At 64.2% G+C, this 23,552-nt stretch carries 28 protein-coding genes; 12 read left to right on the top strand and 16 right to left on the bottom strand.

The features are described 5' to 3' along the window. Positions 1-29 precede the first annotated feature (29 nt). Positions 30-1,160, top strand: coding sequence for an inorganic phosphate transporter (locus MAB_RS24525; RefSeq protein ID WP_005112717.1), 1,131 nt, complete (start codon positions 30-32; stop codon positions 1,158-1,160). Between the two features lie 40 nt (positions 1,161-1,200). Next, positions 1,201-1,428 (top strand): hypothetical protein, encoded by a 228-nt coding sequence (locus tag MAB_RS24530; RefSeq protein ID WP_225580834.1) that lies wholly within the window; start codon positions 1,201-1,203, stop codon positions 1,426-1,428. 37 nt (positions 1,429-1,465) lie between these two features. Here MAB_RS24530 and MAB_RS24535 read toward each other — a convergent pair whose 3' ends face one another. From MAB_RS24535 to MAB_RS25260, 10 genes are all read right to left on the bottom strand, one after another. Then, on the bottom strand, positions 1,466-2,566 hold the full coding sequence (locus MAB_RS24535) for a helicase associated domain-containing protein (RefSeq protein ID WP_005112719.1): 1,101 nt from the start codon (positions 2,564-2,566) through the stop codon (positions 1,466-1,468). Next, positions 2,563-3,309, bottom strand: coding sequence for a winged helix-turn-helix transcriptional regulator (locus tag MAB_RS24540; protein ID WP_005112720.1), 747 nt, complete (start codon positions 3,307-3,309; stop codon positions 2,563-2,565). The genes MAB_RS24535 and MAB_RS24540 overlap by 4 nt, the downstream gene beginning before the upstream one ends. Positions 3,310-3,332: 23 nt before the next feature. Continuing rightward, positions 3,333-4,109 (bottom strand): phosphate ABC transporter ATP-binding protein PstB, encoded by a 777-nt coding sequence (gene pstB, locus MAB_RS24545; protein ID WP_005112721.1) that lies wholly within the window; start codon positions 4,107-4,109, stop codon positions 3,333-3,335. A 17-nt stretch (positions 4,110-4,126) separates the two neighbouring features. Beyond that, complete coding sequence (pstA, locus tag MAB_RS24550) at positions 4,127-5,026, bottom strand: phosphate ABC transporter permease PstA (protein ID WP_005112722.1); 900 nt, start codon at positions 5,024-5,026, stop codon at positions 4,127-4,129. Next, positions 5,023-5,997, bottom strand: a complete 975-nt coding sequence (pstC, locus tag MAB_RS24555) for a phosphate ABC transporter permease subunit PstC (protein ID WP_005112723.1) — start codon at positions 5,995-5,997, stop codon at positions 5,023-5,025. The genes pstA and pstC overlap by 4 nt, the downstream gene beginning before the upstream one ends. Before the next feature lie 90 nt (positions 5,998-6,087). Then, positions 6,088-7,206 carry a phosphate ABC transporter substrate-binding protein PstS gene (pstS, locus tag MAB_RS24560; protein WP_005112724.1) on the bottom strand — a complete coding sequence of 373 codons (1,119 nt, stop codon included), beginning with the start codon at positions 7,204-7,206 and terminating at the stop codon, positions 6,088-6,090. 396 nt (positions 7,207-7,602) lie between these two features. Continuing rightward, positions 7,603-9,564 (bottom strand): heavy metal translocating P-type ATPase, encoded by a 1,962-nt coding sequence (locus tag MAB_RS24565; protein ID WP_005112725.1) that lies wholly within the window; start codon positions 9,562-9,564, stop codon positions 7,603-7,605. Further along, a complete protein-coding gene (locus tag MAB_RS24570) occupies positions 9,561-9,950 on the bottom strand; it encodes an ArsR/SmtB family transcription factor (RefSeq protein ID WP_005112726.1) in 390 nt (129 codons plus the stop codon). The genes MAB_RS24565 and MAB_RS24570 overlap by 4 nt, the downstream gene beginning before the upstream one ends. 84 nt (positions 9,951-10,034) lie before the next feature. Continuing rightward, positions 10,035-10,379, bottom strand: a complete 345-nt coding sequence (locus MAB_RS24575; RefSeq protein WP_005112727.1) for a hypothetical protein — start codon at positions 10,377-10,379, stop codon at positions 10,035-10,037. Between the two features lie 95 nt (positions 10,380-10,474). Then, positions 10,475-10,879, bottom strand: coding sequence for a hypothetical protein (locus MAB_RS25260; protein ID WP_012296813.1), 405 nt, complete (start codon positions 10,877-10,879; stop codon positions 10,475-10,477). Between the two features lie 125 nt (positions 10,880-11,004). Here MAB_RS25260 and MAB_RS24585 point away from each other — a divergent pair, with 125 nt between their 5' ends. From MAB_RS24585 to MAB_RS24595, 3 genes are all read left to right on the top strand, one after another. Next, positions 11,005-11,589 (top strand): DUF1942 domain-containing protein, encoded by a 585-nt coding sequence (locus MAB_RS24585; RefSeq protein ID WP_005130468.1) that lies wholly within the window; start codon positions 11,005-11,007, stop codon positions 11,587-11,589. Positions 11,590-11,801: 212 nt separating this feature from the next. Further along, on the top strand, positions 11,802-12,185 hold the full coding sequence (locus MAB_RS24590; RefSeq protein ID WP_005112732.1) for a BlaI/MecI/CopY family transcriptional regulator: 384 nt from the start codon (positions 11,802-11,804) through the stop codon (positions 12,183-12,185). Beyond that, positions 12,182-13,126, top strand: a complete 945-nt coding sequence (locus MAB_RS24595; protein ID WP_005112734.1) for a M56 family metallopeptidase — start codon at positions 12,182-12,184, stop codon at positions 13,124-13,126. The genes MAB_RS24590 and MAB_RS24595 overlap by 4 nt, the downstream gene beginning before the upstream one ends. A gap of 60 nt (positions 13,127-13,186) precedes the next feature. Here the strand turns inward: MAB_RS24595 and MAB_RS24600 are convergent, their stop codons facing one another. Further along, positions 13,187-14,122 carry a TauD/TfdA family dioxygenase gene (locus MAB_RS24600; protein WP_005112735.1) on the bottom strand — a complete coding sequence of 312 codons (936 nt, stop codon included), beginning with the start codon at positions 14,120-14,122 and terminating at the stop codon, positions 13,187-13,189. 80 nt (positions 14,123-14,202) lie between these two features. Continuing rightward, a complete protein-coding gene (locus tag MAB_RS24605; protein ID WP_005125282.1) occupies positions 14,203-14,556 on the bottom strand; it encodes an Rv2640c family ArsR-like transcriptional regulator in 354 nt (117 codons plus the stop codon). A 111-nt stretch (positions 14,557-14,667) separates the two neighbouring features. Between MAB_RS24605 and MAB_RS24610 the strand changes: the two genes are divergently transcribed. The 4 genes from MAB_RS24610 to MAB_RS24625 all read left to right on the top strand — a co-directional run bounded on the left by MAB_RS24610 (position 14,668) and on the right by MAB_RS24625 (position 18,112). Then, positions 14,668-15,051 (top strand): ArsR/SmtB family transcription factor, encoded by a 384-nt coding sequence (locus tag MAB_RS24610; protein WP_005112737.1) that lies wholly within the window; start codon positions 14,668-14,670, stop codon positions 15,049-15,051. After that, positions 15,048-16,175, top strand: a complete 1,128-nt coding sequence (arsB, locus tag MAB_RS24615; RefSeq protein ID WP_005112738.1) for an ACR3 family arsenite efflux transporter — start codon at positions 15,048-15,050, stop codon at positions 16,173-16,175. Before MAB_RS24610 ends, arsB begins: the two co-directional genes overlap by 4 nt. 4 nt (positions 16,176-16,179) lie before the next feature. After that, positions 16,180-16,617, top strand: a complete 438-nt coding sequence (locus MAB_RS24620) for an arsenate-mycothiol transferase ArsC (protein ID WP_005112739.1) — start codon at positions 16,180-16,182, stop codon at positions 16,615-16,617. A gap of 76 nt (positions 16,618-16,693) precedes the next feature. Further along, the gene (locus tag MAB_RS24625; protein ID WP_005112740.1) at positions 16,694-18,112 is read left to right on the top strand and encodes an FAD-dependent oxidoreductase; all 1,419 of its coding nucleotides are present in this window, start codon (positions 16,694-16,696) and stop codon (positions 18,110-18,112) included. 43 nt (positions 18,113-18,155) lie between these two features. On the opposite strand, the gene MAB_RS24630 is transcribed toward MAB_RS24625, so the two are convergent. Genes MAB_RS24630 through MAB_RS24640 form a run of 3 tightly spaced genes read right to left on the bottom strand, consistent with a single transcriptional unit; the run spans position 18,156 to position 20,958 of the window. Continuing rightward, entirely contained in the window at positions 18,156-18,497 is a 342-nt protein-coding gene (locus MAB_RS24630; RefSeq protein WP_005112741.1) for a hypothetical protein, read from the bottom strand. After that, entirely contained in the window at positions 18,478-20,424 is a 1,947-nt protein-coding gene (gene dcd / locus MAB_RS24635; protein ID WP_005112742.1) for a dCTP deaminase, read from the bottom strand. Before dcd ends, MAB_RS24630 begins: the two co-directional genes overlap by 20 nt. 42 nt (positions 20,425-20,466) lie before the next feature. After that, positions 20,467-20,958, bottom strand: coding sequence for a hypothetical protein (locus MAB_RS24640; RefSeq protein ID WP_005112744.1), 492 nt, complete (start codon positions 20,956-20,958; stop codon positions 20,467-20,469). A 402-nt stretch (positions 20,959-21,360) separates the two neighbouring features. Here MAB_RS24640 and MAB_RS24645 point away from each other — a divergent pair, with 402 nt between their 5' ends. After that, complete coding sequence (locus MAB_RS24645; protein ID WP_005114846.1) at positions 21,361-21,726, top strand: helix-turn-helix transcriptional regulator; 366 nt, start codon at positions 21,361-21,363, stop codon at positions 21,724-21,726. 4 nt (positions 21,727-21,730) lie between these two features. Here MAB_RS24645 and MAB_RS24650 read toward each other — a convergent pair whose 3' ends face one another. Beyond that, positions 21,731-22,429 (bottom strand): hypothetical protein, encoded by a 699-nt coding sequence (locus MAB_RS24650; protein ID WP_005112749.1) that lies wholly within the window; start codon positions 22,427-22,429, stop codon positions 21,731-21,733. Between the two features lie 62 nt (positions 22,430-22,491). Here MAB_RS24650 and MAB_RS24655 point away from each other — a divergent pair, with 62 nt between their 5' ends. Together MAB_RS24655 and MAB_RS24660 are read left to right on the top strand one after the other, a co-directional pair. Next, the gene (locus MAB_RS24655; protein WP_005114847.1) at positions 22,492-22,755 is read left to right on the top strand and encodes a helix-turn-helix domain-containing protein; all 264 of its coding nucleotides are present in this window, start codon (positions 22,492-22,494) and stop codon (positions 22,753-22,755) included. A gap of 265 nt (positions 22,756-23,020) precedes the next feature. After that, positions 23,021-23,497, top strand: a complete 477-nt coding sequence (locus MAB_RS24660) for a hypothetical protein (RefSeq protein WP_005112751.1) — start codon at positions 23,021-23,023, stop codon at positions 23,495-23,497. Positions 23,498-23,552 lie beyond the last annotated feature (55 nt).

Raw genomic sequence — 23,552 nt, forward strand, 5'->3', positions numbered from 1 at the left:
TTGGATTTGACTGCTAAGGAGCTCCGGCCGTGGACATTCCGCTTCTGGTCCTGATCGTGATCGTCACCGCTTTGGCATTCGACTTCACCAACGGGTTCCATGACACCGCCAACGCGATGGCGACCTCGATCGCTACCGGGGCGCTCAAACCCAAAGTGGCGGTGGCTGTGGCGGCGGTGCTGAACCTGGTGGGCGCCTTCTTATCCACGGAGGTCGCCAAGACGATCTCCGGCGGCTTGGTCGATGACACGAAGATCACCACGGCCGTGATCTTCGGCGGGCTGACCGGGGCGATCGTGTGGAACATGCTGACGTGGCTGCTGGGAATTCCCTCGTCTTCCTCGATGGCGCTGTTCGGCGGGTTGATCGGGGCGGTGTGGATCGGATCAGGTGCCAACGCAGTGCATTTCGGTGCGGTGATCTCCAAGGTGCTGATCCCGGCATTCGCTTCGCCGGTCGTGGCCGCGCTCGTGGCCGCCGCGGCCACCTATCTGGCGTACCGGATCGTGCGGTCTGCCAACGGGGCATCGGTATCGCGTGGATTTCGGGTCGGGCAGACCGTCTCGGCGTCCATGGTGTCACTGGCCCACGGCACCAGCGACGGGCAAAAGACCATGGGTGTCATCACGTTGACTCTGATCGCCGCCGGGCAGCTGCACCAAGGATCCGGGCCGCCGCTGTGGGTGGTGTTCAGCGCCGGTACCGCCATCGCGATCGGCACCTATCTCGGTGGCTGGCGGATCATTCAGACCATGGGCCATAAACTGGTCAGAATCGAAGCCCCCCAGGGTTTCTCCGCTGAAACCACCTCTACGGTGGTGCTGTTGGTGTCCTCGCATGCCGGGTTCCCGCTCTCGACCACGCAGGTATGCGCCGGCAGCATCCTGGGTGCCGGACTGGGCAAGGACCGCCAATCGGTGCGCTGGTCAGTGGCCTGGCGAATGCTGCTTGCCTGGTGCTTCACCTTGCCCGCCTCGGGAATCGTCGGCGGCATAGCTGCCCGCATCGCCAACACCGGCAACACCGGGGTTCTGGTGGTGGCCGCCGTGCTGATCGGCACCGTCACCGCGATCTATCTGATCAACCGCCGCAACGCGGTGACCGCCGCCACGGTCAACGAGGTCCCTGCCGAATCCGCCGTGCCGACTACGGTCGCCTGAAACCCGGAGAACGAACACCATGAACCTGCACATTGATTGGATGGCTCTGGGTCGTGTGGTGGCGCTCAGCGCCGTCGTGGGCGTTGCGATCGTGGCCGCGTTCTCGGTGGGAGTGCTCGGCATTTCCCGCGCTGACACCGCCGTCAGCGACGGCATCATCGACCAGCCGCGCCGTATGAGCGGATATCTGCAGGCCGCCGTCATGCACGGCCTGTGTATTGCCGCTGTCGCCTATGGCCTGTACCTGCTGATCCCGCAATTCCATTAGCCGCCAACAATATTAGCGGCCCGTCTGGCCGCCCGGCTCAGGATGGCGATGTGGCACAACAATGGCCGGCCGGGCAGTCCTGGTGGTGCCAGCACCAGCCGGGCACGGCCTGCAGCTGGGCGGCGCGTCGCGCCGCCAGACGGCCATGCCGATAGGCCTCGCGCTGGGCGCGCACCCATTCCCCGACCGGGTAGGCCCCGACCCGGCATCCGCTGGACGGGCAGGCCCCGCCATGACGGTCGACGTACTCCGACAGTGCGGCAAGGCCACGCTGCCAGCTGGCCTCCTGCGGGTACCACTGCCAGCCCGCCACTCCCTGTAGCGCGGCGGCCTGATGCGGCGGCAAGATGCCCAGCCGGTAGCGGCGGCGCTTGTCGCATACCCACACCCCCAGTGCCACACCGTCTATCACCACGTGCTGACTGGGGCACGCATCACCGGCTTGGGCGACATACCGGGTTAGGGCGGCCATGCCGCGCTCCCAGCTGTCCTCTCCCCGGCCCCATGACCAGCCCGGTAACTCTTCGAGTTCAGTAGCGCGCGGCGCGGGCAGCGTGCCGGCGCGGTGATCTTGGCGGCAGCGTTGCAGCCACCAGCCCAAACCGAAACCGCCTACACAGGTCCCGGGCGCCGCCGAACTGATCGTGCCGTGCTTGTGCGCGTATTGGCGAGCGGCCTGCATGCCGTCATGCCAGCGCAGTTGGTCCAGGTCCCATTCCCAATGCGGCAGCGTTTCCAGCAGTGCGCTGCGGGCGGCGCACAGCTCGCCGCTGGTGTGGGATTTGCGTTGTGCCGCAGACCATTGACGCACGCTCTCCTCGGCCGGGGCCAAGGTGCTGCCGTGGATTGTGGCGTAGCGGGCCAGGGCGTCGAAGGCGTGCCGCCAGGTGCCTGGCCGGACCGGACCCCAGGACCAGCCCGGCACTGACTGCAGCTCAGCGACGTGCGCGGCGGACAGCAGACCATCCCAGTAACGGTCCCGGCAGGTGTACACCCACGCACCCAGGTCCACACCCTGGACCCGGAAGCGCCGCGGCACCTCGGCGCTGCCCCGGGCGCTCTGGAAGATCCGCAGCGCGGCCATTGCCTTGCGCCACGCGACGGACTCGGCTCCCACCGATTTCATGGCGGTGTTCATGAGGAGATCGAGGGCGCCAGCCGGTATCCGGCGCCACGGATGGTTCGGATGTACTCGCCGTGTTCGGGGTCATCGCCGAGCTTTTCGCGCAGACGCCGTACGTGCACGGCCACCGTGTTGGTGTCCGAGGGCCTGCCCCATACGGCGCGGCTGATTTCCTCGCTGCTGGCGACGCGGCCGTGCTGTTCGATCAGGAAGACCAGCAGCTCCAGTTCGCGGACCGTCAGTTGGACATCGCGGTCCCGGACCCGGGTTTCGTGGCCGCGCCGATCGACCTGGATCGGTCCGGCGATGTACACCGCGGGCCCAGACCCGGGCTGCTCTTCGGATCCGAGTACGAACGGGCTGATGGCGTTGATGTCGTAGGGGCGGGTAATGACGGCGGAAGCACCGGCGGCCAGCGCTTTTCGGGCGATGAGGTCGGTGGCCGGGGCCGCACCGATCAGGATCGGCAACTGCCAGCGGCCGCGCACGGCGGCGGTGATCTGGGCTGCGTTGATGATGTCGGTGTGCGCGGCCAGGACCAGCACGTCGGGCGGTTCGGCACCGATATGCAGCAGCGCGTCGGCACCGTCTCGGCACCATAGGGTGCTGATCCCGATCTGCGCGGCCTGCTCTGAGAGTCCGGCAGCGATCTGGGGGTCGGTATCGACCAGCATGATCGCACCGCGCGAGGGCGCCGCGCCTGCGCGGTGCTCGCTGAGTTTGGCGGCCCCCTCGGTGTGCCGCGCCTCGATGGACAACGTTCTGCAGCCCAACTCCGCGGTCAGCCGAAGCGGCCGGAGATGTAGTCCTCGGTGGCCTTCTGGCCCGGGTTGGAGAACATCTTCTCGGTGTCGTCAATCTCGATGAGCCGCCCCGGTTTACCGGTTGCTTCCAGGTTGAAGAACGCGGTCTGATCGCTCACGCGGGCGGCTTGCTGCATATTGTGCGTGACGATGACGATGGTGAACTCCTGCTTGAGCTCGGCAATCAAATCCTCGATCGCCAGCGTCGAGATGGGGTCCAGCGCCGAGCACGGCTCGTCCATCAGCAGCACATCGGGCTGCACCGCAATGGCTCTGGCGATGCACAGACGCTGCTGCTGACCGCCCGAGAGGCTCCCGCCCGGCTTGTCCAGGCGGTCCTTGACTTCGTTCCACAAGTTGGCGCCCTGCAGCGAGCGTTCGGCGACCTCATCGAGGGCGCCGCTGTTGCGGACGCCCTGTAGGCGTAGACCCGCCACCACGTTGTCGCGGATCGACATGGTGGGGAACGGGTTTGGCCGCTGGAACACCATGCCGATGGTGCGGCGTACCCCCACCGCGTCGACACCGTCGCCGTAGATGTCCTCGCCGTCGAGCAGCACCGAACCCTGCACCCGGGCTCCGGCGGTGACTTCATGCATCCGATTCAGGGACCGCAGCACCGTGGACTTGCCGCAGCCTGATGGGCCGATGAATGCGGTCACGCTGCGCGGCGGCACCGACAAACCCACGTCGGCCACGGCGTGGAAGTCGCCATAGAAGATGTTGACGTCTTTGAGGTCGAAACGTTTTGCCATCTGAGGAAGTCCTGTCGTTAACGTTTGCGGGTCAGCAGGCGGGTGGCGACCGCGGCCAGGGCCATGAGAATGGCGACCACGATGATCAAGGTCAGGGCCGCACCCCACACACGCATCTGGCCGGCGGGCTGTGGGTTGATCAGCTCGGTGTAGATCAGCAGCGGCAGCGAGGCCATGTTGCCTTCAAACACATCGAAGTTGATCGAGCGGGCATAGCCGACCAGTACCAGCACCGGGGCGGTCTCCCCGATGACGCGGGCCACCGACAGCAAGATGCCGCTGATGATTCCGGGCAGGGCGGTGGGCACCACCACTTTGACGATGGTCTTCCACTTCGCGATACCCAGCGCATAGCTGGCTTCCCGAAGTTCGTCGGGCACCAGTTTGAGCATCTCTTCGGTGGAGCGCACCACCACCGGCAGCATCAGCAGCACCAGTGCCAGCGATACCGCCAGCGCGCTTTGCGGGAACCCTAGGGTGGCGATCCACAACGCGAAGATGAACAGGGCCGCCACGATCGAGGGCACCCCCGCGAGCACGTCGACCATGAAGGTGGTCAGCTTCGCCAGCGTGCCGCGGCCGTACTCGACCAGATAGATCGCGGCCATCACACCCAGCGGGATCGCCAGTACCGCAGCGATACCGGCCTGCACCAGTGTCCCGTACAGGGCGTGGTAGATGCCGCCTGCGAACTCTTCGGGCAGCACGCCCTGCAGTGAACGGGTCCACCAGCCTGAGGTGGTCACTGCCTGCCATCCGCGTTCAAGGACGATGAACAGCACCCATGCCAGCGGTACCAGGGCGACCCCGAATGCGGTGGCGAACAGTGTTGTGGCCACCCGGTTCTTGATGCGCCGTACGGTGCTCACTGAATGGAACGTCGAGGTTTTGATCGGTTCGTCCAGTGTGCTTGTCATCCGTTGACCTTTCCGCCGGCGATTGCGCGGGCTGCGGCGTTGACCACGAAGGTCAGCGCGAACAGCACGAATCCGGCGGCGATGTAGGCGCCGGTGGGCAGTGGGGCACTGAATTCTGCTGCCGCCGAGGCGATTTTGGAGGCGAACGTGTAGCCGCCGTCAAACAGTGACCAGGTGCCTGGCTGTGCCGCCGAACGCAGAATGATCAGCACCGCCACCGTCTCGCCCAGGGCGCGCCCCAGTCCCAGCATCGAGGCGGCGATGACGCCGCTGCGCCCATAGGGCAGCACCGTCATGCGCACGACTTCCCATTTGGTGGCGCCCAGGGCTTGAGCGGCCTCGATCTGCGCGGTCGGAGTTTGGCGGAACACCTCACGGCTGACCGAGGTGATGATCGGCAAGATCATGACCGCCAGCACCACTCCGGCGGTGAAGATGGTGCCGCCGCCGGCCAGGGACACGTTTCCCTGATCGAACAGGAACAGCCAGCCCAGGGTGCTGTTGAGGAACGCCGCGACGGGTTCGAGCCAGTTGGCGAGAACCAGGATTCCCCAGAGCCCAAAGATGATTGAGGGCACCGCCGCCAAGAGGTCGACCAGCGCGGCGAAGGGGCGCGCCAGCCGCGTCGGCACGTAGTGCGTGAGGAACAAGGCGATCCCGATGGCCACGGGTACCGCGATCACCAAGGCGAAGACGGCGCTGAGCACCGTCACCATGAACAGATCACGAATGCCGAACCGCAGATTGTTCTCGTCGGTGGTGCTGAACTCTGCGCTGGTGAGGAAATTGGCGTTGTCGGCAAGAAGTGAGGGCACCGCACGGATCAGCAGGAAGATCGCGATCAGGGCGATGGCCGACACGATCGTGGCGCCGGCCGCGGTGGCCAGGCCTTTGAACAGCTGCTCGCCCCAGCGGCCTGAGCCGGGACGGATCGCGCTGGGCGGCGGGGAGAATGTGGGCTGATCAGCCATGGCAGGTTTCTGTCCCCGTGCGGGTGCCGCGGTTGGCGGCACCCGCACGGATGTGGAGAGGTTGGGCTCGGGCACCATCATTGGTCCAGATCAAGCGATCGCGCCGACGGCATCGGAAAGCTTCGATCCGAAAGCGTCCGGCAGGGGGATGTAGCCGTTATCGGACAGTCCCTTTTGGCCGGGCCCGATGGTCGACTTCAGGAACGCCTTGACGGCGGTGGCCGTGTCGGCGTCGGGGTACTTCGAGCACACAATCTCGTAGGTGGCCAACACAATCGGGTAGGCCCCCGCCTGGGTCGGCTTGTAGAACGAGGTGGTGTCCAGAACCAGATCGTGGCCTTCGCCCTTGATGGTGGCCCCGGCGATGGTCTTGCCGACGGTGTCGACGCTGATTTCCACCGGGTCAGGTCCGGCCGAGGTCACGATCTTGGCGACCGACAGGTTCTGGGCCTTGGCGAACGACCATTCGTTGTAGGTGATGGCTCCGGGGGTGTTCTTGATGGCAGCCGAAGTGCCTTCATTGCCCTTGGCGCCCTCACCGACACCGCCGTTGAATGCCTTGCCGGCACCCTTGGCCCAGGCGCCCTCGGAGGCGCCGTTGAGGTACTTCTGGAAGTTGTCGGTGGTTCCCGACTCGTCGCTGCGGAACACCACATGGATCGGTTCGGCCGGCAGCGAGGCGCCGGGGTTAAGGGCCGCCAGCGCCGGGTCGTTCCATGTGGTGATCGCACCGTTGAAGATCTTGGCTGCGGTCGGCCCGTCCAGGACCAGTGCGTCTACCCCGGCCAGGTTGTAGGTGACTGCCAGCGGGCCGAACACTACCGGCAAGTTCCATGCCGGTGAGCCGCAGCGCTGCACGGCCTTGTCGTACTCGCCCTTGTCCTTGCTCAGCGGCGAGTCTGAGCCACCGATATCGGTCTGCTTGCCCAGGAACTCGCTGACTCCCGCGCCGGACCCGTTGGAGGTGTAGTTGAGGGTGTAGCCCGAACATGCCTGCTCATAGGCGTTCACAAACCGGGTCATCGCGTTGGCCTGGGCGGTCGAGCCGCTGGCCTTCAGTGACTTCTTGCCACCACAGGACACCCCTGCTGGGTCACCGGACCCGCTGCCCGATGAACCGGAGGCATTGTTGTCGCTGCCGCATGCCGAGAGCACCAGCGCACCTGATGCCACCAGAGTCAGCACGGCGCCGAAACGGTTGAGTTTCACGAAGCTCCTCGAAAGGTTGAGGGTGGCCCAAACGCCACCAGGTCGGCAAGTCAATACAACAGGATTCATTGAGTAATTCCGGTTGTGGCCTAAACCTAAGGTCAGAGCGTTAACTCGCAACACTTTCAAGATGAATGCAGGATGAACCACCGTTCGCGGATGCTTGGCATAACCTGCGGTAACTAAGCACGCGTCGCACAATAGAGATTTCAGATAGCTCAAGTAACAATGAGGGAATTCGAAGCGAGTGGCAGAGATCTGCCGAGCGACCGGTGGTCGCTTCCGGGGAGCGCTCCGGAAGCACGCACATACACGCCCGCCATGCAGGGGTGCATTTCACGATGATCGTTGACAGTTTGCAGCGCTACCGACGCGAGGGACGCTGGGCTGGTGACCTCATTCCTGCTGAGCTAGCTGTGCTGCAGGAGTGTTCGCGTGTTCGGGAGCGGTCAACGGTTGGGTGCGTCCGGCGCGTACACCGTTGGCGATGACAACAATTTCAGCCAGCTCGTGCACGGCCACTACCGCCGCCAGGCCCAATATCCCCAACAGAGCCAGCGGGATCAGGACAGCGATCAGTGCCAGAGACAGGCCTACGTTTTGCAGCATGATGGTCCGGGCCCGCCGGGCATGAGCCAGCGCCTGGGTGAGGTGGCGCAGGTCTTCGCCCATCAGAGCTACGTCGGCGGTTTCGATGGCCACGTCGGTGCCCATAGCGCCCATGGCGATGCCGAGGTCGGCGGTGGCCAGAGCGGGTGCGTCGTTGACGCCGTCACCGACCATGGCGGTCGGATGTTGTTGGCGCAGTTCGGTGATGATGCGGGCTTTGTCTTCGGGTCGCAGGTCGGCGTGCACGGTGTCGATGCCGACCTGGCGGGCCAGCGTGGTGGCGGTGGCGGCGTTGTCGCCGGTGAGCATTGCCACCCGGTATCCGCTGCGGTGCAATGCTGCGATGACGTGGGCGGCTTCGGGGCGCAGTTCATCGCGCACCGCGATCGCCCCCAGCAGCTGGCCGTCTTCTTCGACCAGGACGGCGGTGGCTCCGCCCTGCTGCATGCGCGCCACATCGGGGGCCAGCGAGCCCGGATCGATCCAGCCGGGCCGCCCCAGCCGCAATGTGTGTCCGCCGCGGCGGCCGGTCAGCCCGGCGCTAGTGACCGCTTCTACGTCGTCGGCCGGGTCGACGGAGCCGGCCGCCGCCAGGATCGCCGCCGCCAAGGGGTGCTCGCTGCGGGACTCTAATGCTGCTGCGGCAGAAAGGACTCGTTCACCGGTGGCTCCGGCGGTGGCGGCGACTTCGATGACGGTGGGCCGGTTGGCGGTGAGGGTGCCGGTCTTATCCAGCGCGATGGTGCGCACAACGCCGAGGGCTTCCAGGGCGGCGCCGCCTTTGACCAGCACGCCGAGCTTGGAGGCCGCCCCGATTGCGGCGACCACGGTCACTGGCACCGAAATCGCCAGTGCGCACGGGGATGCGGCCACCAGCACCACCAGGGCCCGCTCGATCCACACCAACGGATCCCCGAACACCGAACCCAGCACGGCGATCGCGGCGGCGGTGATCATGATCGCGGGCACTAGCGGTTTGGCGATCCGGTCGGCCAGGCGCTGACTGGCACCCTTGCGGGATTGTTCGGCTTCCACGATCGCCACGATGCGGGCCAGCGAGTTATCGGCCGCCGTAGCGCTAACGCGCACCTGCAGAACCCCGTTGCCGTTGATCGAGCCGGCGAAAACCTCATCGCCTGGCCCGGCTTCTACCGGCACCGATTCGCCGGTGATAGCCGAGGTGTTCAGCGCGGTGCGGCCCGCCGTGATGGTGCCGTCGGTGGCCACTCGCTCCCCGGGGCGCACCAACATGGTGTCACCGACCTGCAATTCTGTTGCGGTAATGGTTGTTTCGGTGCCATCGCGCAGGACGGTGGCCTCTTCGGGCGCCAGAGATAGCAGCGCTCGCAGACCGCGGCGGGTGCGCGCGAGCGCGTACTCTTCCAGGCCCTCGCTGATGGAGAACAGGAACGCCAGCATCGCCGCCTCGCCGACTTCACCGAGGATCACCGCCCCGATCGCGGCGATCGTCATCAGGGTGCCCACACCGATCTTGCCGCGGGCCAGGCGGCGCAGCGTAGAGGGCACGAACGTGTAGGCGCCGATCGCCAACGCCGCCGCATACAAACCGATTTCGACCGGGTGTGACCCGCCGGTCCAACCCACCACGTATCCAGCCAGCAGCACCACCCCGGCGACCGCGGCGAACCGCAGTTCGCTAACCTCCCACAGCCGTTCGGGCTCACGCTCACCGTCGACCTCGTCTCCGGTGGCCGGTTCGTCGTGGCCGCAGCCGCACGCATCACTCACCGCACTACCTTCCGCTTTGTTTCCGGGTGGCCGTCTGGATGGCCATAGTTCGGGCACAGCGCCACCGCGTTCCCGGTGGCGGCCAGCAAGTCCTCGGCTGCGGTGAACACCGCCAGCACCTCAGGGCGGGCCAGCCGGTACACCGAGGAACGCCCCTGCGGGCGGTAGTCGACCAGCCCACACTCACGCAGGCACCCCAGGTGCGCCGACACCGTCGATTGGGCCAGACCCAACTCGCCGGTCAGATCCACCACCCGCGCCTCACCGCAGGCCAGGCGCCGCAGAATCGCCAGCCGCGTCTCGTCCGAAAGGCTATGGAACAGCGCCGATGCGGCCTGCAACGACACGGGCGCGAAAGACTGCACCACCGATCCTTTGATCGTCATATGACGATGATAGCGGTCGGCGGCGATTCAATGTGGTGTTCGACCTCCGCATTTGCGAGGGCAGCTGCGTCGGCGCTTTGCGTTCTAGCATCTGATCTCGACCCGCATGGTGCGGATGATCAGCTGCGTTCCCACGGCGTTGGGGCGCCGTGTGGGTTTGGGGTTCTGGACCCGTGGACGTGTCCACCAGTACTGGGCCTGTATTTCCCGTACCGAGGTGACCGTGCACATTTGTAGTGGCTTGTTTCCGGTACGGCTGACGATGACGGTGTCGCCTTGGCGCTCGAGCATGGCGATGACCTCTAGGGCGTTCGGTGTGCCGGTGGGCCCGGCGAGCGCGGTCGGCGATGCAGTGATGGCGAGCGCCGCTGCGCCGATGAGAGCTGCTGCGGTGAACCTGGTACGACGAATAAAGGTGGTGTTTAGCATGGGATTTCCCTACGTGTGATTGCCGCGTCAATGGCGGCGTGTGACGGTGGCGTGTGGGGGCCTCTCCCGCTGAGCGCGGCGACCCGGCGCCGCCGTCAGCGCCGGATAACGCAGAGGCGATACATCAGCGCGCCGCCGCCCTGCGCCGGGCGTGGCGGGGCTCGCAGCCCCGGAGTTTCCAACGGGCGATACGACGCCGACGACGCCAATGTCAGGTCAGATACCGACCAGATGCCGCTACCGTCGCCGACGATGGCGACGGAGGCAGCGGGCAGGCAATGCATTGATGAGTGCTCCGACCCCATCCCGGGGTAATCCGCATCGCCGCTGACAGCGGCAGCTATAGGGGCTCCCAGTTGCACCGCGCCTGCAGTGAGCAAGGGGACTTGTACGGAGCCCGAGCAGTGCAGTACTGCCATGGCTGCGAGGCCGGCTGCCAGCAGTGCGGCGAGCCGCCTCATCCGATGCCGCATCTGACCGCCCTGCCACTGCGTCGTCACAACCCTCACCCTTGATCTACTATCTAGGTACGTAGATAGTAGATCAGCATACGATCGATTTACGTAGCAAGTACGTAGAAAACCGAGTTGCATTGAAAGGGGTTGTGCACGTGCGTGTATTGCGAATGATCATGATGGCCGCCGCGGCGGTATTGGCGATGTTGGCGGTCAGCGTTCCGTTGGCCAATGCAGCCAAGAATGACTGTCCGCACAAGATGGGGTCACATCAGCGGCTCAGCGATGCCGACGGCGCGGTGGTGCAGGAATGGACCATCAGCGGGCTGCGCAAGAGCACTGATGGCGTCCCGGGTTATCCGGTGGCGGGACAGCTTTGGGAGGCAACCGCATCGGTGCACGCGGTCACCGGGTCGGTGACCCCGCTCATCCCGAATTTGGGCGCGGTCTCCGGTTCGCAAGAGCGCTACCCGGCGTTGTGGCAGGTGGCCAGCCCGTACGGGATCCCCGCCGCCACGATCGCCCAGGGGCACACCGCCACTGGCAAGGTGTACTTCGATGTCACCGGCGAAGCGCCGGCAATGGTGACCTATCAGGGCGGGGGCGGTTCGATGGCCGCGCTCATGTGGTGCGATGAGGCGGCGATGAAAACGATGATGGCCGCGATGAAGTCCGCTCCGGATGCCGACTGCCCTTGCTGCGCCGACATGCCCGCCGCCAAGGGCGGCGACGACTGCTGCGCCGACAAGCCTTAGGAACCAAAAGAATTGACCCGCGCGGGGCAGGCGATGTGCCACAACGGCGTACCAGCATCGCCTGTCCCGCACCGCAGCCATGTGCATGGGTGGGACAGCTATGCACATACGGGCGCCACGGCTGCTTGACTGACCGCCAGCACAGACCGGTCGGCAGTATTACTGTTTACGTACGTAGACAGTAAGAAATTTACGGCTAGGAGACGCAAGCGGTGGGTAGCCGAGGTTTTGGTGAGCTGGAAGCGGTGGTGATGGACCGCGTGTGGAGTCGCGGCGATGAGACCGCGACCACGGTGCGGGAGGTGTTCGATGAGCTGGCCGCCGAACGCGATATCGCCTACACCACCGTGATGTCCACGATGGACAACCTGCACACCAAGGGCTGGCTGGAGCGCGAGCGTGAGGGCAAGGCCTACCGGTACTGGGCGGCCCTGACCCGCGAGCAGCACAGCGCCCGCCTGATGCGCGAGGCACTCAGCGGCGGCGGGAGCCCAGAGCTGGTGCTCACCCACTTCCTGGAGCAGATCAGCGCCGAAGAATCGGAGCGGCTGCGGGCCGTGTTGCGTCGACCGGCAAAACGGGCCCGCACGAAATGAGTATCGCTGTCTGTCTACTGCTGTACAGCGTCGCTGTGCTGATCTTCGGGCCCCGGTTGTTGCGGCGATTGACCCGGACCGGGTACGCCCCGCGCCTGGCGATCACAGCATGGCTGGCGGCGATCGTCAGTGTGTTGGGCACCTGGATATCAGCTGCCGCACTGATTGTCATCGACGTTGTCCGGCACTGGAATTCCCCTGCGGTTGTGCTAGCAGCGTGCGCGGCCCGGCTGCACGCAATGCTTATTGGTCAAGCAGGTGCGGCAGCACAGGTTGGGCTGTTAGCCCTCTCGGCGGCGGGAAGCATCGCCGCGCCAGCCTTGGGCGTGCGCCTGGCCCGAACCTTGATCCGGTTGCGCGACACCGCCCATGAGCATGCGTATGCGGTGCACATGGTGGGGCGGCGCACCGCCGAGGGGGACGTGATGGTTCTCGAAGCTCCAGAAGCTGCCGCCTACTGCGTCGCGGGCCGTCCTTCGGCGATCGTGCTCACGACCGGCGCACTGGCTGTTCTCGACGACGCACAGGTTGCGGCGATACTGGCCCATGAACGCGCCCATCTTGCGGGGCATCATCCCCAGCTCGTCTCCGTGTTGCGCGCCCTGGCCGATGTCTTTCCAAGGGTTCGGCTCATGACTGACGGCTCCGCCCAGATATCACGCCTGCTTGAGATGTGTGCAGATGACTCTGCAGCCCGCCACCATGGACGTGGCGTCTTGCTGTCGGGGCTGATGGATCTGGCCGGCACCGTTCCGGCCGCCGCCGTTGGCGCCGCTAATGTGGCGGTCCTGGACCGTGCCGAACGACTGCTGACACCACCGGAGCCCCCGGCACGTGCATGGGCTCGCATTGCGCTAACTATGTGCGTGGCCGCTATCAGCGCAGGACCCCTCGTCACAATCGCACTGGCCACCTCGGGTGCGCTGCTGTGCAGCCCGTAGCGGCACGGCTGGCCGATAGCCAACAAACGCCGCCAAGAGGACCCGGTTGGCCGCGTGTCGTCAATTCGCCTTCTGCATCGGGATTCCGCCGCGCAGGATCTCGTGGGTCGCGGCGGAATCGGTGGTCAGCCACAGACGCAGCAGGTGCCGGCGCAGTGCGAGATCGTCGTGGTCGGTGTACTCCTCGCGCGAATGCAGCACGGTGGTGTTGTTGAGTAGTTGCACGTCTCCGGGTGCGAACTGCATCTGGATATGAAAGGCCGGGTCGTTGGCGATAATCTCGGCCAGCGCCAATGCCTGACGCTGCCCGCCAGTGAGCCGCGGCGCGCCGGGGTGACGTTGGGAGTCGCGGATGTACCAGGCGATGAAGAAAACCCTTGGGATGCCGTCGATCTCGATGATCGGCGGGAGCTCGAAAAACGGCGGTTCGCCGACGGGTTGTTCGTTGTTGCGGTCCCATGGCATCGGCCGGTACATGACCTCGACCAGATGCGGTGCACGGTCCAGCATTTCGTTGTAGACGGCATGGGCACTGACGATCTTGGACTCGCCGCCGGTTTTGGCCGGGCGCAGGCACAGCAGCCCGACCAGATCCGATCCATCGCTGTGGAAGTCTTGACGCAAATTGGTGCGGTACTTACGCACCCCGGGCTCGGCGCCGATCTGTTCGTCACGGATGTGGGTAAGCAGGTTGGCGTGCCGGTCTTGCCCTACCGGGCGGCCCAGTAGTTGCCCCAGCCCCAGGTAGGCATGTTCGATTTGAGTGTCGGTCAGCTCGTGGATCGGGAATCCGCGCAGCCGCACGAACCCGGGCCCCTGGTGCAACAGCTCGATCCACTGCGCGGCGGCGCCACCCAAATGTGCTGACAGATCCTCGATCTGACCTCGGCCGTAGGCGATCAGAATGTTCCGGTCCGCTCCGGAAAGCGGGAACGACCATGCGCTCTCGTCGGGGAAATCCGCCGGGGTCCATACCGACGGCCGCGCGCTGTCCACCCTTGATCTCATCGAACTAGTTCCTTTCAGTCGACATCGTTGTCGCCGCACCCGGATGTGGGCGCAGGTGCGCTGCCCGGTCAGCAGCAGGTCATCAACACCCCGCGCAGGGCCTCGATGGCCTGCGGGTTCGCGCGGTGGAAGACATTCAATCCGCGCTTCTCCGACGCGGCTAGGCCGGCCTTCTTGAGCTGGCTGAGGTGATGGCTGACAGTGGCTTCGGTGAGCCCGACCGCAGAAGCCAGATCGCAGCCGCACACTTCGCCGTCACTGGCCGTCAGCAGGATTGAAAGCAGCCGCAACCGAGTGGGGTCGGCTAATGCCTTGAGCCGCAGCGCTAATTCCACGGCCACGTCCTCGCCCATGGGTGCGGCCGAGAGCGGGGGGCAGCAGATGGGTGCACTGACATCGATGACGGGTAACGCTTTGGGCATCCCACCACACTAACCACTAATTAGACATATATCAAACAAAATGAGTTGGCCGGCCCTTCGTTTACCCGATGTTGGCTTGCTCATTGATTCGATACCTGTCAATATCGATGTATGTCGAATCAGCTGGTGATTGAGCCGGTGAACATCCGGTGCTCGCCACTGGTGCGCGAGCCGATATCAGCGGGGCAGGCGGTGGATCTGGCCAAGGTGTTCAAGGCACTTGGCGATCCCGTGCGGCTGCGGCTGTTCAGTCTCATCGCCAGCCACGCTGGTGGCGAGGCGTGCGTCTGCGATATCTCCCCGGGTATCGAGGTCTCCCAGCCCACCATTTCTCATCACCTCAAAGTCCTGCGCAATGCCGGGCTGCTGGCATCTGAACGCCGGGCGTCGTGGGTGTACTACCAAGTCGTGCCAGAGGTTCTCGACGCTCTGGCCGGCATCGTGCGCATCCCCGACACGACCATCTCTGCAACACCCACGGAGGGCCCTTCATGAATGCAACCGCCGACACTGCCGAACATCCCGCGGTGGCCGGGAAACTCTCGACCTTAGATCGGTTTCTGCCGGTGTGGATCGGTGTCGCGATGGCAGCGGGCCTGCTGCTGGGGCGCAACGTTCCAGGCCTGAATACTGCACTGGAAAAGGTTCAGGTCGACGGCATTTCGCTGCCGATCGCGCTGGGTCTGCTGATCATGATGTATCCGGTGCTGGCCAAGGTGCGCTACGACCGTCTCGACACTGTCACCGGTGACCGCAAGCTGCTGCTCGGCTCCCTGGTGCTGAATTGGGTGCTCGGCCCGGCATTGATGTTCGCGTTGGCATGGCTGCTGCTGCCTGATCTGCCCGAGTACCGCACCGGGCTGATTATCGTCGGCCTGGCCCGCTGCATCGCGATGGTCATCATCTGGAATGACCTGGCATGCGGGGACCGGGAAGCCGCGGCCGTTCTCGTCGCACTTAATTCGGTGTTCCAGGTGGTGATGTTCGCGGTGTTGGGCTGGTTCTACCTCTCGGTGCTGCCCGGCTGGCTGCACCTGCCCCAGACCGAGATCAGCACCTCCCCGTGGCAGATCGCCAAGTCCGTGCTCATCTTCCTGGGCATCCCGCTGCTGGCCGGATATCTGTCGCGGAGCATCGGGGAACGCACCAGGGGCCGCGACTGGTACGAGTCGAAGTTCTTGCCGGTGATCGGGCCGTGGGCGCTGTACGGGTTGCTGTTCACCATCGTGATTCTCTTTGCCCTGCAAGGTGATCAGATCACTTCCAAGCCCTGGGACGTGGCACGTATCGCACTACCACTGCTGGCCTACTTCGCCATCATGTGGGGCGGTGGCTATCTGCTCGGCGCCGCCATGGGCCTGGGCTACGCACGAACCACCACACTGGCGTTCACCGCCGCCGGAAACAACTTTGAGCTGGCCATCGCGGTCGCGATCGCCACCTACGGCGCCACCTCCGGTCAAGCTCTGGCCGGCGTCGTGGGGCCCCTCATCGAAGTGCCGGTCCTAGTCGCCCTGGTCTACGTGTCGTTGGCGCTGCGCGGCCGCTTCACCCCAGCACCCCAACACAATTCACCTGCAGCCTCCACGGCCGCATCCACAACGAACGTGACGGAGTAACCCCATGACCAATGACCTGACCTCCGGCCGTATCCCGGCCGTCCTGTTCGTGTGCGTCAAGAACGGCGGAAAATCCCAAATGGCAGCAGCCCTGATGCGCCAGATCGCCGGGGACAGCGTGGAAGTGCACTCGGCCGGCACCGCACCCGGGTCCGCCGTCAACGCCCTGTCCGCAGAAAGCCTGCACGAGGTCGGCGCCAGCACCGAGGGCGAATACCCCAAGACAATCGACCCGGACCTGCTGGCACGCATCGACCAGGTGATCACCCTGGGCCGGGAAGCCAAAGTCGAGGTACCCGAAGGCGTCACGCTCGATAACTGGGACACCGACGAGCCCTCCGAGCGCGGCATCGAAGGCATCGAACGCATGCGCCTAGTCCGCGACGACATCGCCGGGCGCGTCCAGCAGCTGCACCGCCAGCTCACCGCCACCGCGAACTGACAGCAGCAGGCAACGGCGCCTCACTTCCAATTCAGGCTCGGCACACCACCCCATCCGTTCGAGGAGACCCGCACTCATGAGCCCACGACACGTCATTGCGATCGGCGGCAGCGACGCCGGGATCAGCGCCGCCCTGCGCATCCGTGAACTCGACCCCACCACCGACGTCACCGTCGTGGTCGCCGACGACTACCCGAACTTCTCCATCTGCGGGATCCCTTACTACGTCTCCGGGGAAGTCACCCACTGGTCGAACCTGGCGCACCGCACCGCCGCCGACCTGGCCGCCACCGGCATGCGGGTCCTGACCAGCACCCGCGCCACCGCCATCAACGCCGCGGCCCACACCCTTGATGTCCTTGACCCACACGGCAACCCGCAACAGTTGTCCTACGACGCCTTGATCGTGGGCACCGGCGCCGTCTCGGCCCGCCCACCCATCACCGGCCTGACCGGACCCGACGCTCTCGGCCCGGCCGACGGTGTGCACCTGCTGCACTCCATGGGCGACACCTTCGAGGTGATGGACTCCCTGACCACCCGTGACCCCAAGACCGCAGTCATCATCGGCGCCGGATACATCGGCCTGGAAATGGCCGAAGGCCTCACCGCCCGCGGCATCAAAGTCACGCAGATCGAGGCGCTGCCCGAAGTGCTGCCCACCGTCGACCCCGAACTCGGCGCACTCGTACACACCGAACTGCAGCGCCACGGCGTGGAAGTCCTCACCAACACCGCCGTCACCGCCATCTCCCGCACCGACAGCGACGCCCTCACCGTGACCGCCGTCCATGACGGCCAAACACTCACCCGGACCGTAGATTTCGTGCTCGTCGTGGTCGGAGTCAAACCCGATGTCGAACTGGCCGCCGACGCCGGAGCCGAACTCGGCATCAAAGGCTCCATCGTGGTCGACGAGGCGATGCGCACCAACCTGCCCGACGTCTACGCCGCCGGTGACTGCGTGCACACCCACCACCGCTTGCTCGGCATCACGTGGCTGCCTTTGGGCACCACCGCCCACAAACAGGGCCGCGTCGCCGGAGAGAACGCAATCGGCGGCAACGCCCGCTACGCCGGGAGTCTGGGCACCCAGGTCGTAAAGATTTTCGACCTCGTAGCTGCCCGCACCGGGCTGCGCGAACACGAAGCCGTAGCAGCCGATCGCGGCTGGGTTCCGGTGTCCACCACCTCAACCCCCGACGACCACAAGGCCTACTACCCAGGCGCCACCCCGATCAGCATCCGCATCACCGGCGACGCCACCACCGGGGCACTGCTCGGCGCCCAACTCGTCGGACACCGCTCCGCGGAGATCTCCAAACGCGTCGACACCTACGCCACCGCCTTGTTCCACGCGATGGCCGTCGATGCCCTCAGTGAGCTCGACCTGTCCTACACCCCGCCCCTGGGATCTCCCTGGGACGCAGTACAAGTCGCCGCGCAGAACTGGGTACGCGAACACCGCAGTGCACAGGTCATTGCCACGGCGTAGCCGCACGTTGGACCCAAGGGTTGCAGACCGGCCCAGCGGCGATCTATGTCTGGGCGGGGGGAATACCGCAGAGCTTGTCCAGGCCGTAACGCAGCACCAGTACCGAAATGGAGAGAACGGCAGGCAGGCCGGCCAGCGTGCCGAGGGCATCGGCGATGGCCGCCACCAGAGTCGTACCGTCGGCGTAGCTGCGCCGCAGCGCGGTGACGTGCGGGTCTGCGCAAATCTTCTGAGCGAATTTGGGAAGATTACTGCGAAAGTACTGCTCCCCGGCGTTTTCGGCAGAGCCGTCATCGGCCGCGCTCTTGTCTACAGCCCGCCCGACGGCCGCGTAGAGCTCTGAATCCGGCGCCGCCAGCAGTTGATCAACCTCTGGTGTTCCCACCTGTTTCCCCCTGTGATTTCTCGGGTCGCCCGCGCGTGGCTTCCACGTTAACGGCTGTGGTGGTGCGCGTTGAGTAGTTACGGATGTTGCGCAGCGTGTTCAGCTCGGGGTCGGTTTTGATTTTCGAGAATTCCGGGCCAGTGGGGCATTCATACTTGCGGGCGGTTTCCGCTGCTGGGGCATGCGGTGAGGACACGCCGAAAAACATGAGCTGCGCCACCCGTTCGCCGGGTGTGATCGCCAGCGGCATCTTGCCTAAGTTCACCAATTCCAGGGTCAGGCAGCCCCTGAACCCGGGATGCACTTGTACTGCGGTGGCGCTCAGAAGTCCTAGCCGCCCATACGATGAGCGGGTAATGACTTGAGCGCATAGGTCCGAGGGCAACACGATGTATTCCAACGTTGATGCCAAAACCATTTGGCCGGGGTGCAGGTAGAACTCGTCGCCCCAGTCTTTTTCCAGCCGCGATTGCATCGATCGGGGGTCCTGCAACATTTCCAGGGCGTTGAACGATGCGTTCGATGTCTGCTCGAAGACGATGAACTGGTTGCTCAGTCGTAGGTCCACGCTGGCTGGGCCCAGCGCCCCGGGAAGCATGGGGGTGATGCTGATCTGGTTGTCGTCCCCGTTGTTTATCCGGGTACGGAAGTCGGCGTTAGTGAGCACCCCGGGCCCGCCAACCCAATCGCAGCTGACGTGGTCTTCATGGATGGCGCCATCGGCGCTCGTCCATAGTTTGATGAAGTAGAGATCATCGATCGCCTTGAGGGCCAGGCGGTCGATCGGGAATTGCGTGCCCGCAGAGCGGGCACGCCAATAGGCGTTGACTATGTCGATGACGTCGTGGGGTGTATCGGGTGTGAAGGCTCCCGGTATGCCTTGCGACAGGAGACGCGCCAGAGCATCGACATGGGGTTCGCGTTCGGTGGCGCAGTAAGAGCGTTCCTTCGACCACGAACGCACCGCGTCCCAAATTGCTTGGGACTGCGTACGAATGGCGTCGCAGAGCAGAGCACTTTGGGGGTGCGTGATCTTTTCATCGCCCAGGTACTGCAGACTGAGTGTGCCGTGATCGGGTGCCCCAGCTGTCACATCAGCCAACCATGCGAGCATTAATTCGGCTCGGAACAACGTCGGCGGGTGGGTTTTCGTCGGCGCCGATGGATCACCGAGCGAATGAAGAAACTCGAGGCTGGCCGCGACGGCGGCGGGCCCGAAAAGATCGACGGCATAGGCATCACAGACGAGTTCCTCGACCCATTCGTGCAGGACTTCCTCAGCACGCCATTGATCGGCGAACGTACTTTCCGCACCCTGACCGTCTTCGCCCTTGAGTGCAGCAGCGAATTGCTCGGCGATCTGCGCCTCGATCTCTTCGAGCTCAGGTATGTTCCCGGCCAATAGATAATGATGGGCCAGTTCATGGCCCAAGGTGATGGGAAGCCAGCGAGCTTGTGTTCCCTCGTGCTCAGGCACCGCAATAGACAAGATGTTCGAGGGAGAGCCGTACAGAAACATGGTGTTCCATGAACTGCGGTTTCGTGTGGTGAAGTTACCGGGCTTGCCCACCGTAATGACCGTGTCGGCCGCAGGTAGCTCCCACTGACGGCACGCTTCCTGCACGAAGAAAGGCAGTGATTGCGGTACCCGGCTCCTATCTCGGGAGAACAGATCATCGAATGTGCGGTGCAGGCCGACGAACTGCGTCATCAACAGCCGCAGTTGGCGGGCCAAATCGGTGGGCTCGATATCGTCGGCCGCCAGATCTTCGTTTACCCGGGCCCGGACCTGATCCACGTATTCGTTGAAAAGCTCGAAAACCCGGCGATGACCGGTGGAGCGGCGAGGGGTATCGATCTGTGCGCGTTCAATCTTCTCTGAGAACCAGGCAATCCGGCTTATGAATATCTCGGCAAGGACTTGCACTCGAACTGAGTCGTCCAAGAACGTACCCCCAAGCTGAGACAACTACTCAAAAAATTCTGCGGACTCTCCCGAGCTAGTTAACCTGGCATTCATCGTATCGGACAGATCCCGCAAAACATCCCGTGCCCAAGAAATATGGTCGGCATCGGATCTGTTGCCGGAGGCGACCTTATCTAGCACCTGGCTCAAGCTGCGGAATATCTCGATGACTTGAGTTTTCTGATCCAGATCTTTGATATCTTCCAGCGACCTCAGATGCGGTCCGTCCAGGATTGTTGCGCCGGCCAATGCGTGTGCTGAGCGCATGTATCCGCCGTCCGCTGTGCGCGGGCGTGGCCGTGAACCGGTCAACAGGTCAGCTTCTTGACCGAATCCTTTCGCCAGTCCGGTCAGAACTGCGGTCTCGCGGGGCTGCAGATCCGAACCACGCAGCGCCCGCCCTAGCGCGATAACAGCATCCGAGGCGACAAGACCGGCGGAAGCAGCGCGCATCTGGTTGTCCAGCGTGTCATCGACTGTGCTGCTGCCCATCATGGCAACTCCTTTAGTGGAACATCCTTCGGTAAATACGGTGCGGGTTACCCCCGGCTCTACTGCTCGCCCAAAGGCGAGGGTGCCAGGAGCCACCGACATATAGACGCTGAACGGGGCCGCATCATGATCAGCCTCGCGCCGGCTCGTCTCGTTGCCTATCGTTATCAAACCTGCCCTCACAACCCACCCCCTTGTGCTGTGGAGCACCCATGGTAGCTCGATAGTGTCAGCCGCGCCTCAGGTATCCCGTGCTTGCCCTTGCGCAGTAAGACGAGGCCCATAATGATGTCCATTGTCCGGTCGGTTGTGCATAGTCTACTGTGCATAGTCAAGAAAGTGTTGTGACACTCCGGCCAGCGGCGACAGTGGTCCTTGTGACATCAATAAAACGAGATAGAAGGCATGATGTCGACACGCAAGGACCGCGCATTGCGTGTCGTCCACAACACACAAGATGTTCAGTCAACTGTGCATCTTGGCCAGGTGTTGCGTGGGCATCGCGAGCGGGCGAAGCTGACTCAGGAGCAGGCTGCTGTGCGGGCAGGTATTACCCGAGGAGCCCTTGCCGCACTGGAGAAGAAACAATTCCCGGATCCTCACCTGAGTACGTTGCTGGCCCTGATGCTCACTTATCGCTTGGGATCGCTCGAGGCATTGCTGGGGCCCTCTCATTCCGAAGTGCTCGCCGCCACGTGGCATGCCCAGGGTTGGCAAGGCGGCAAGCCTTCAGCGCCTGAGGCCCGCGGACCCTGGGGGCAGGGAAGTTGACGCGTTAGTTGGGCACGATGTCATTGACCCACTGAGCTCGTTGCTCCCGGGTGGATATCCAGTGTGCGGCGATCTTCTCGCCCACGGCCCGTTGCAGGTTGCGCAGATCAGTGTGGGAGCGGGCTTGGCGGGCGTCGTTCTCCTCGTGATGGACTCGATACCGCTCACGCTCGGTGGGGGTGGCGTGTGAATAGCAGTGGGCGCCAAACATTCCTGCACCAAGGTAGATCGCCGAGTTGGTGCAGTCCTCGCCGGTTGTCTTGACCATGCCCGAGCATTTAGGGCGTGCAGCGGCGGCGGTCTGGGTGCGGTCAGGCCTGGGCAGTTGGTATAGGTGTCGTTCTAGCCGATCGCAGAGCGCCGGTACTGGCACCACCTTCGTTGCACCCTGGCGCACCGCGGCGTTGTGGCGGGCAAAGATGGCTTTAGGACGCGAGAGGTTGTTGCCCCACCGCTCGTCGAGTTCGGCGCCCTGATGCAGGATGCTGGCCGCCTGGTAGGCCTCCTGTGTGCCGCGGTGTGCGGCCAGAATGTCATTGGCCAAGTCGGCGAAGTTGAGGTCGGCCTCATCAGGCAGGGTGTGCAGCACCAGAAGGCATTCGAGCATCTTCATGCGCAGTTCGTCGATGACGTCCAGAGCAAGTGAGGACACTGTCTCCTCGGGGCCGAAGTCGGGGTCAAAGTCAGAATCAGTTTCGAACACGATGCAGCAATGTACTACTAGTGGGGCAGACTTTTGGTACGCCCGCCTCATTACTGAGGTGCGTGCCCACCCGACCGAGCCAGAACGACCCTGCCCGTGTAGCTCGGTGGGAGCAGATCCGTTCCGATGTCGGCCGCAGGATTCGTGCGTGCAGGTTGCGGCAAGGGTTGACCCAAGAAGAGCTGGCGCTGCGCTCGGGTGTGACGCGCAATGTCTTGATCGATGTTGAACACGGCCGACGGGGCCTGCTTTATGAGCGCTTGTTCGACATCGCCGATGCGCTGCAAGTTCGCGTCGGCGCACTGGTCGAGGGCACCGAGGATTAAGGGCGCTGCGGACACAGTTGTGCTGTTGCCACGGTTAGTCTACATGTCCGGGGGCGATGGACAAGGCGTAACATCAAGTGCCGCAACAAGTTCTGCTGGTGCCCGCTGTGATCTGCTGACGTCGCGCTGAGTAATGGAGGTGTTTAGATGGGCACTGCCGGACACAGCGCACCGCGGCTCCGGGACGCAGAAAACGCCGGGCCCGCATAGTCCAGTGCAACCGTGGATTGGTTACCGTTGCCCGCTGGATCGGTTTGACGTCCGTGTGCGGCACGATATTGCGATGGCCACTGTTTGGGTATCGAGCACCTCAGCTGACGTCGACGTTGACGAAGATCGTCCCGGCGATCACTGGCAGCGCGTGGGTGTCATCGACACCTCGGCGCAACGCGACTTCTACACGTATATCCAGCAGTACATTGGCGTGCGCAAGACGACCAAGGGCAAGCCCGAGTTCTATCTCAGCGGCGATCCCGAGAGCGCGTGGGTGCAGCAGGTCAAGGAAAATGTTGGGGCGCAGCTGCCGTTCTGGATCCTCATCAACCCCTACGGGTCCGGCCAGATCCACTACAGCAGCGGAAGTATCAAGTATCTTCTCGGAGCCGACAAAGCAACCCTTGTGCACTCCTTGGTTCCGCGCGCACCTGAGCCGCACCCTGGCCTACTTGTCACGCCGGTGGCCCTTGCCGTAAAACTCAAACGACGTGCAGGCGACCTGTTCACCCCATGTCGCACGCGGTGAAGGAGTAGTTGCGCGGCCTGGTGTCAGCATCATTGCGGGCGAGGGGGATCACGAA

Origin of the sequence: Mycobacteroides abscessus ATCC 19977 (assembly GCF_000069185.1) — a bacterium.
GTDB classification, from domain to species: domain Bacteria; phylum Actinomycetota; class Actinomycetes; order Mycobacteriales; family Mycobacteriaceae; genus Mycobacterium; species Mycobacterium abscessus.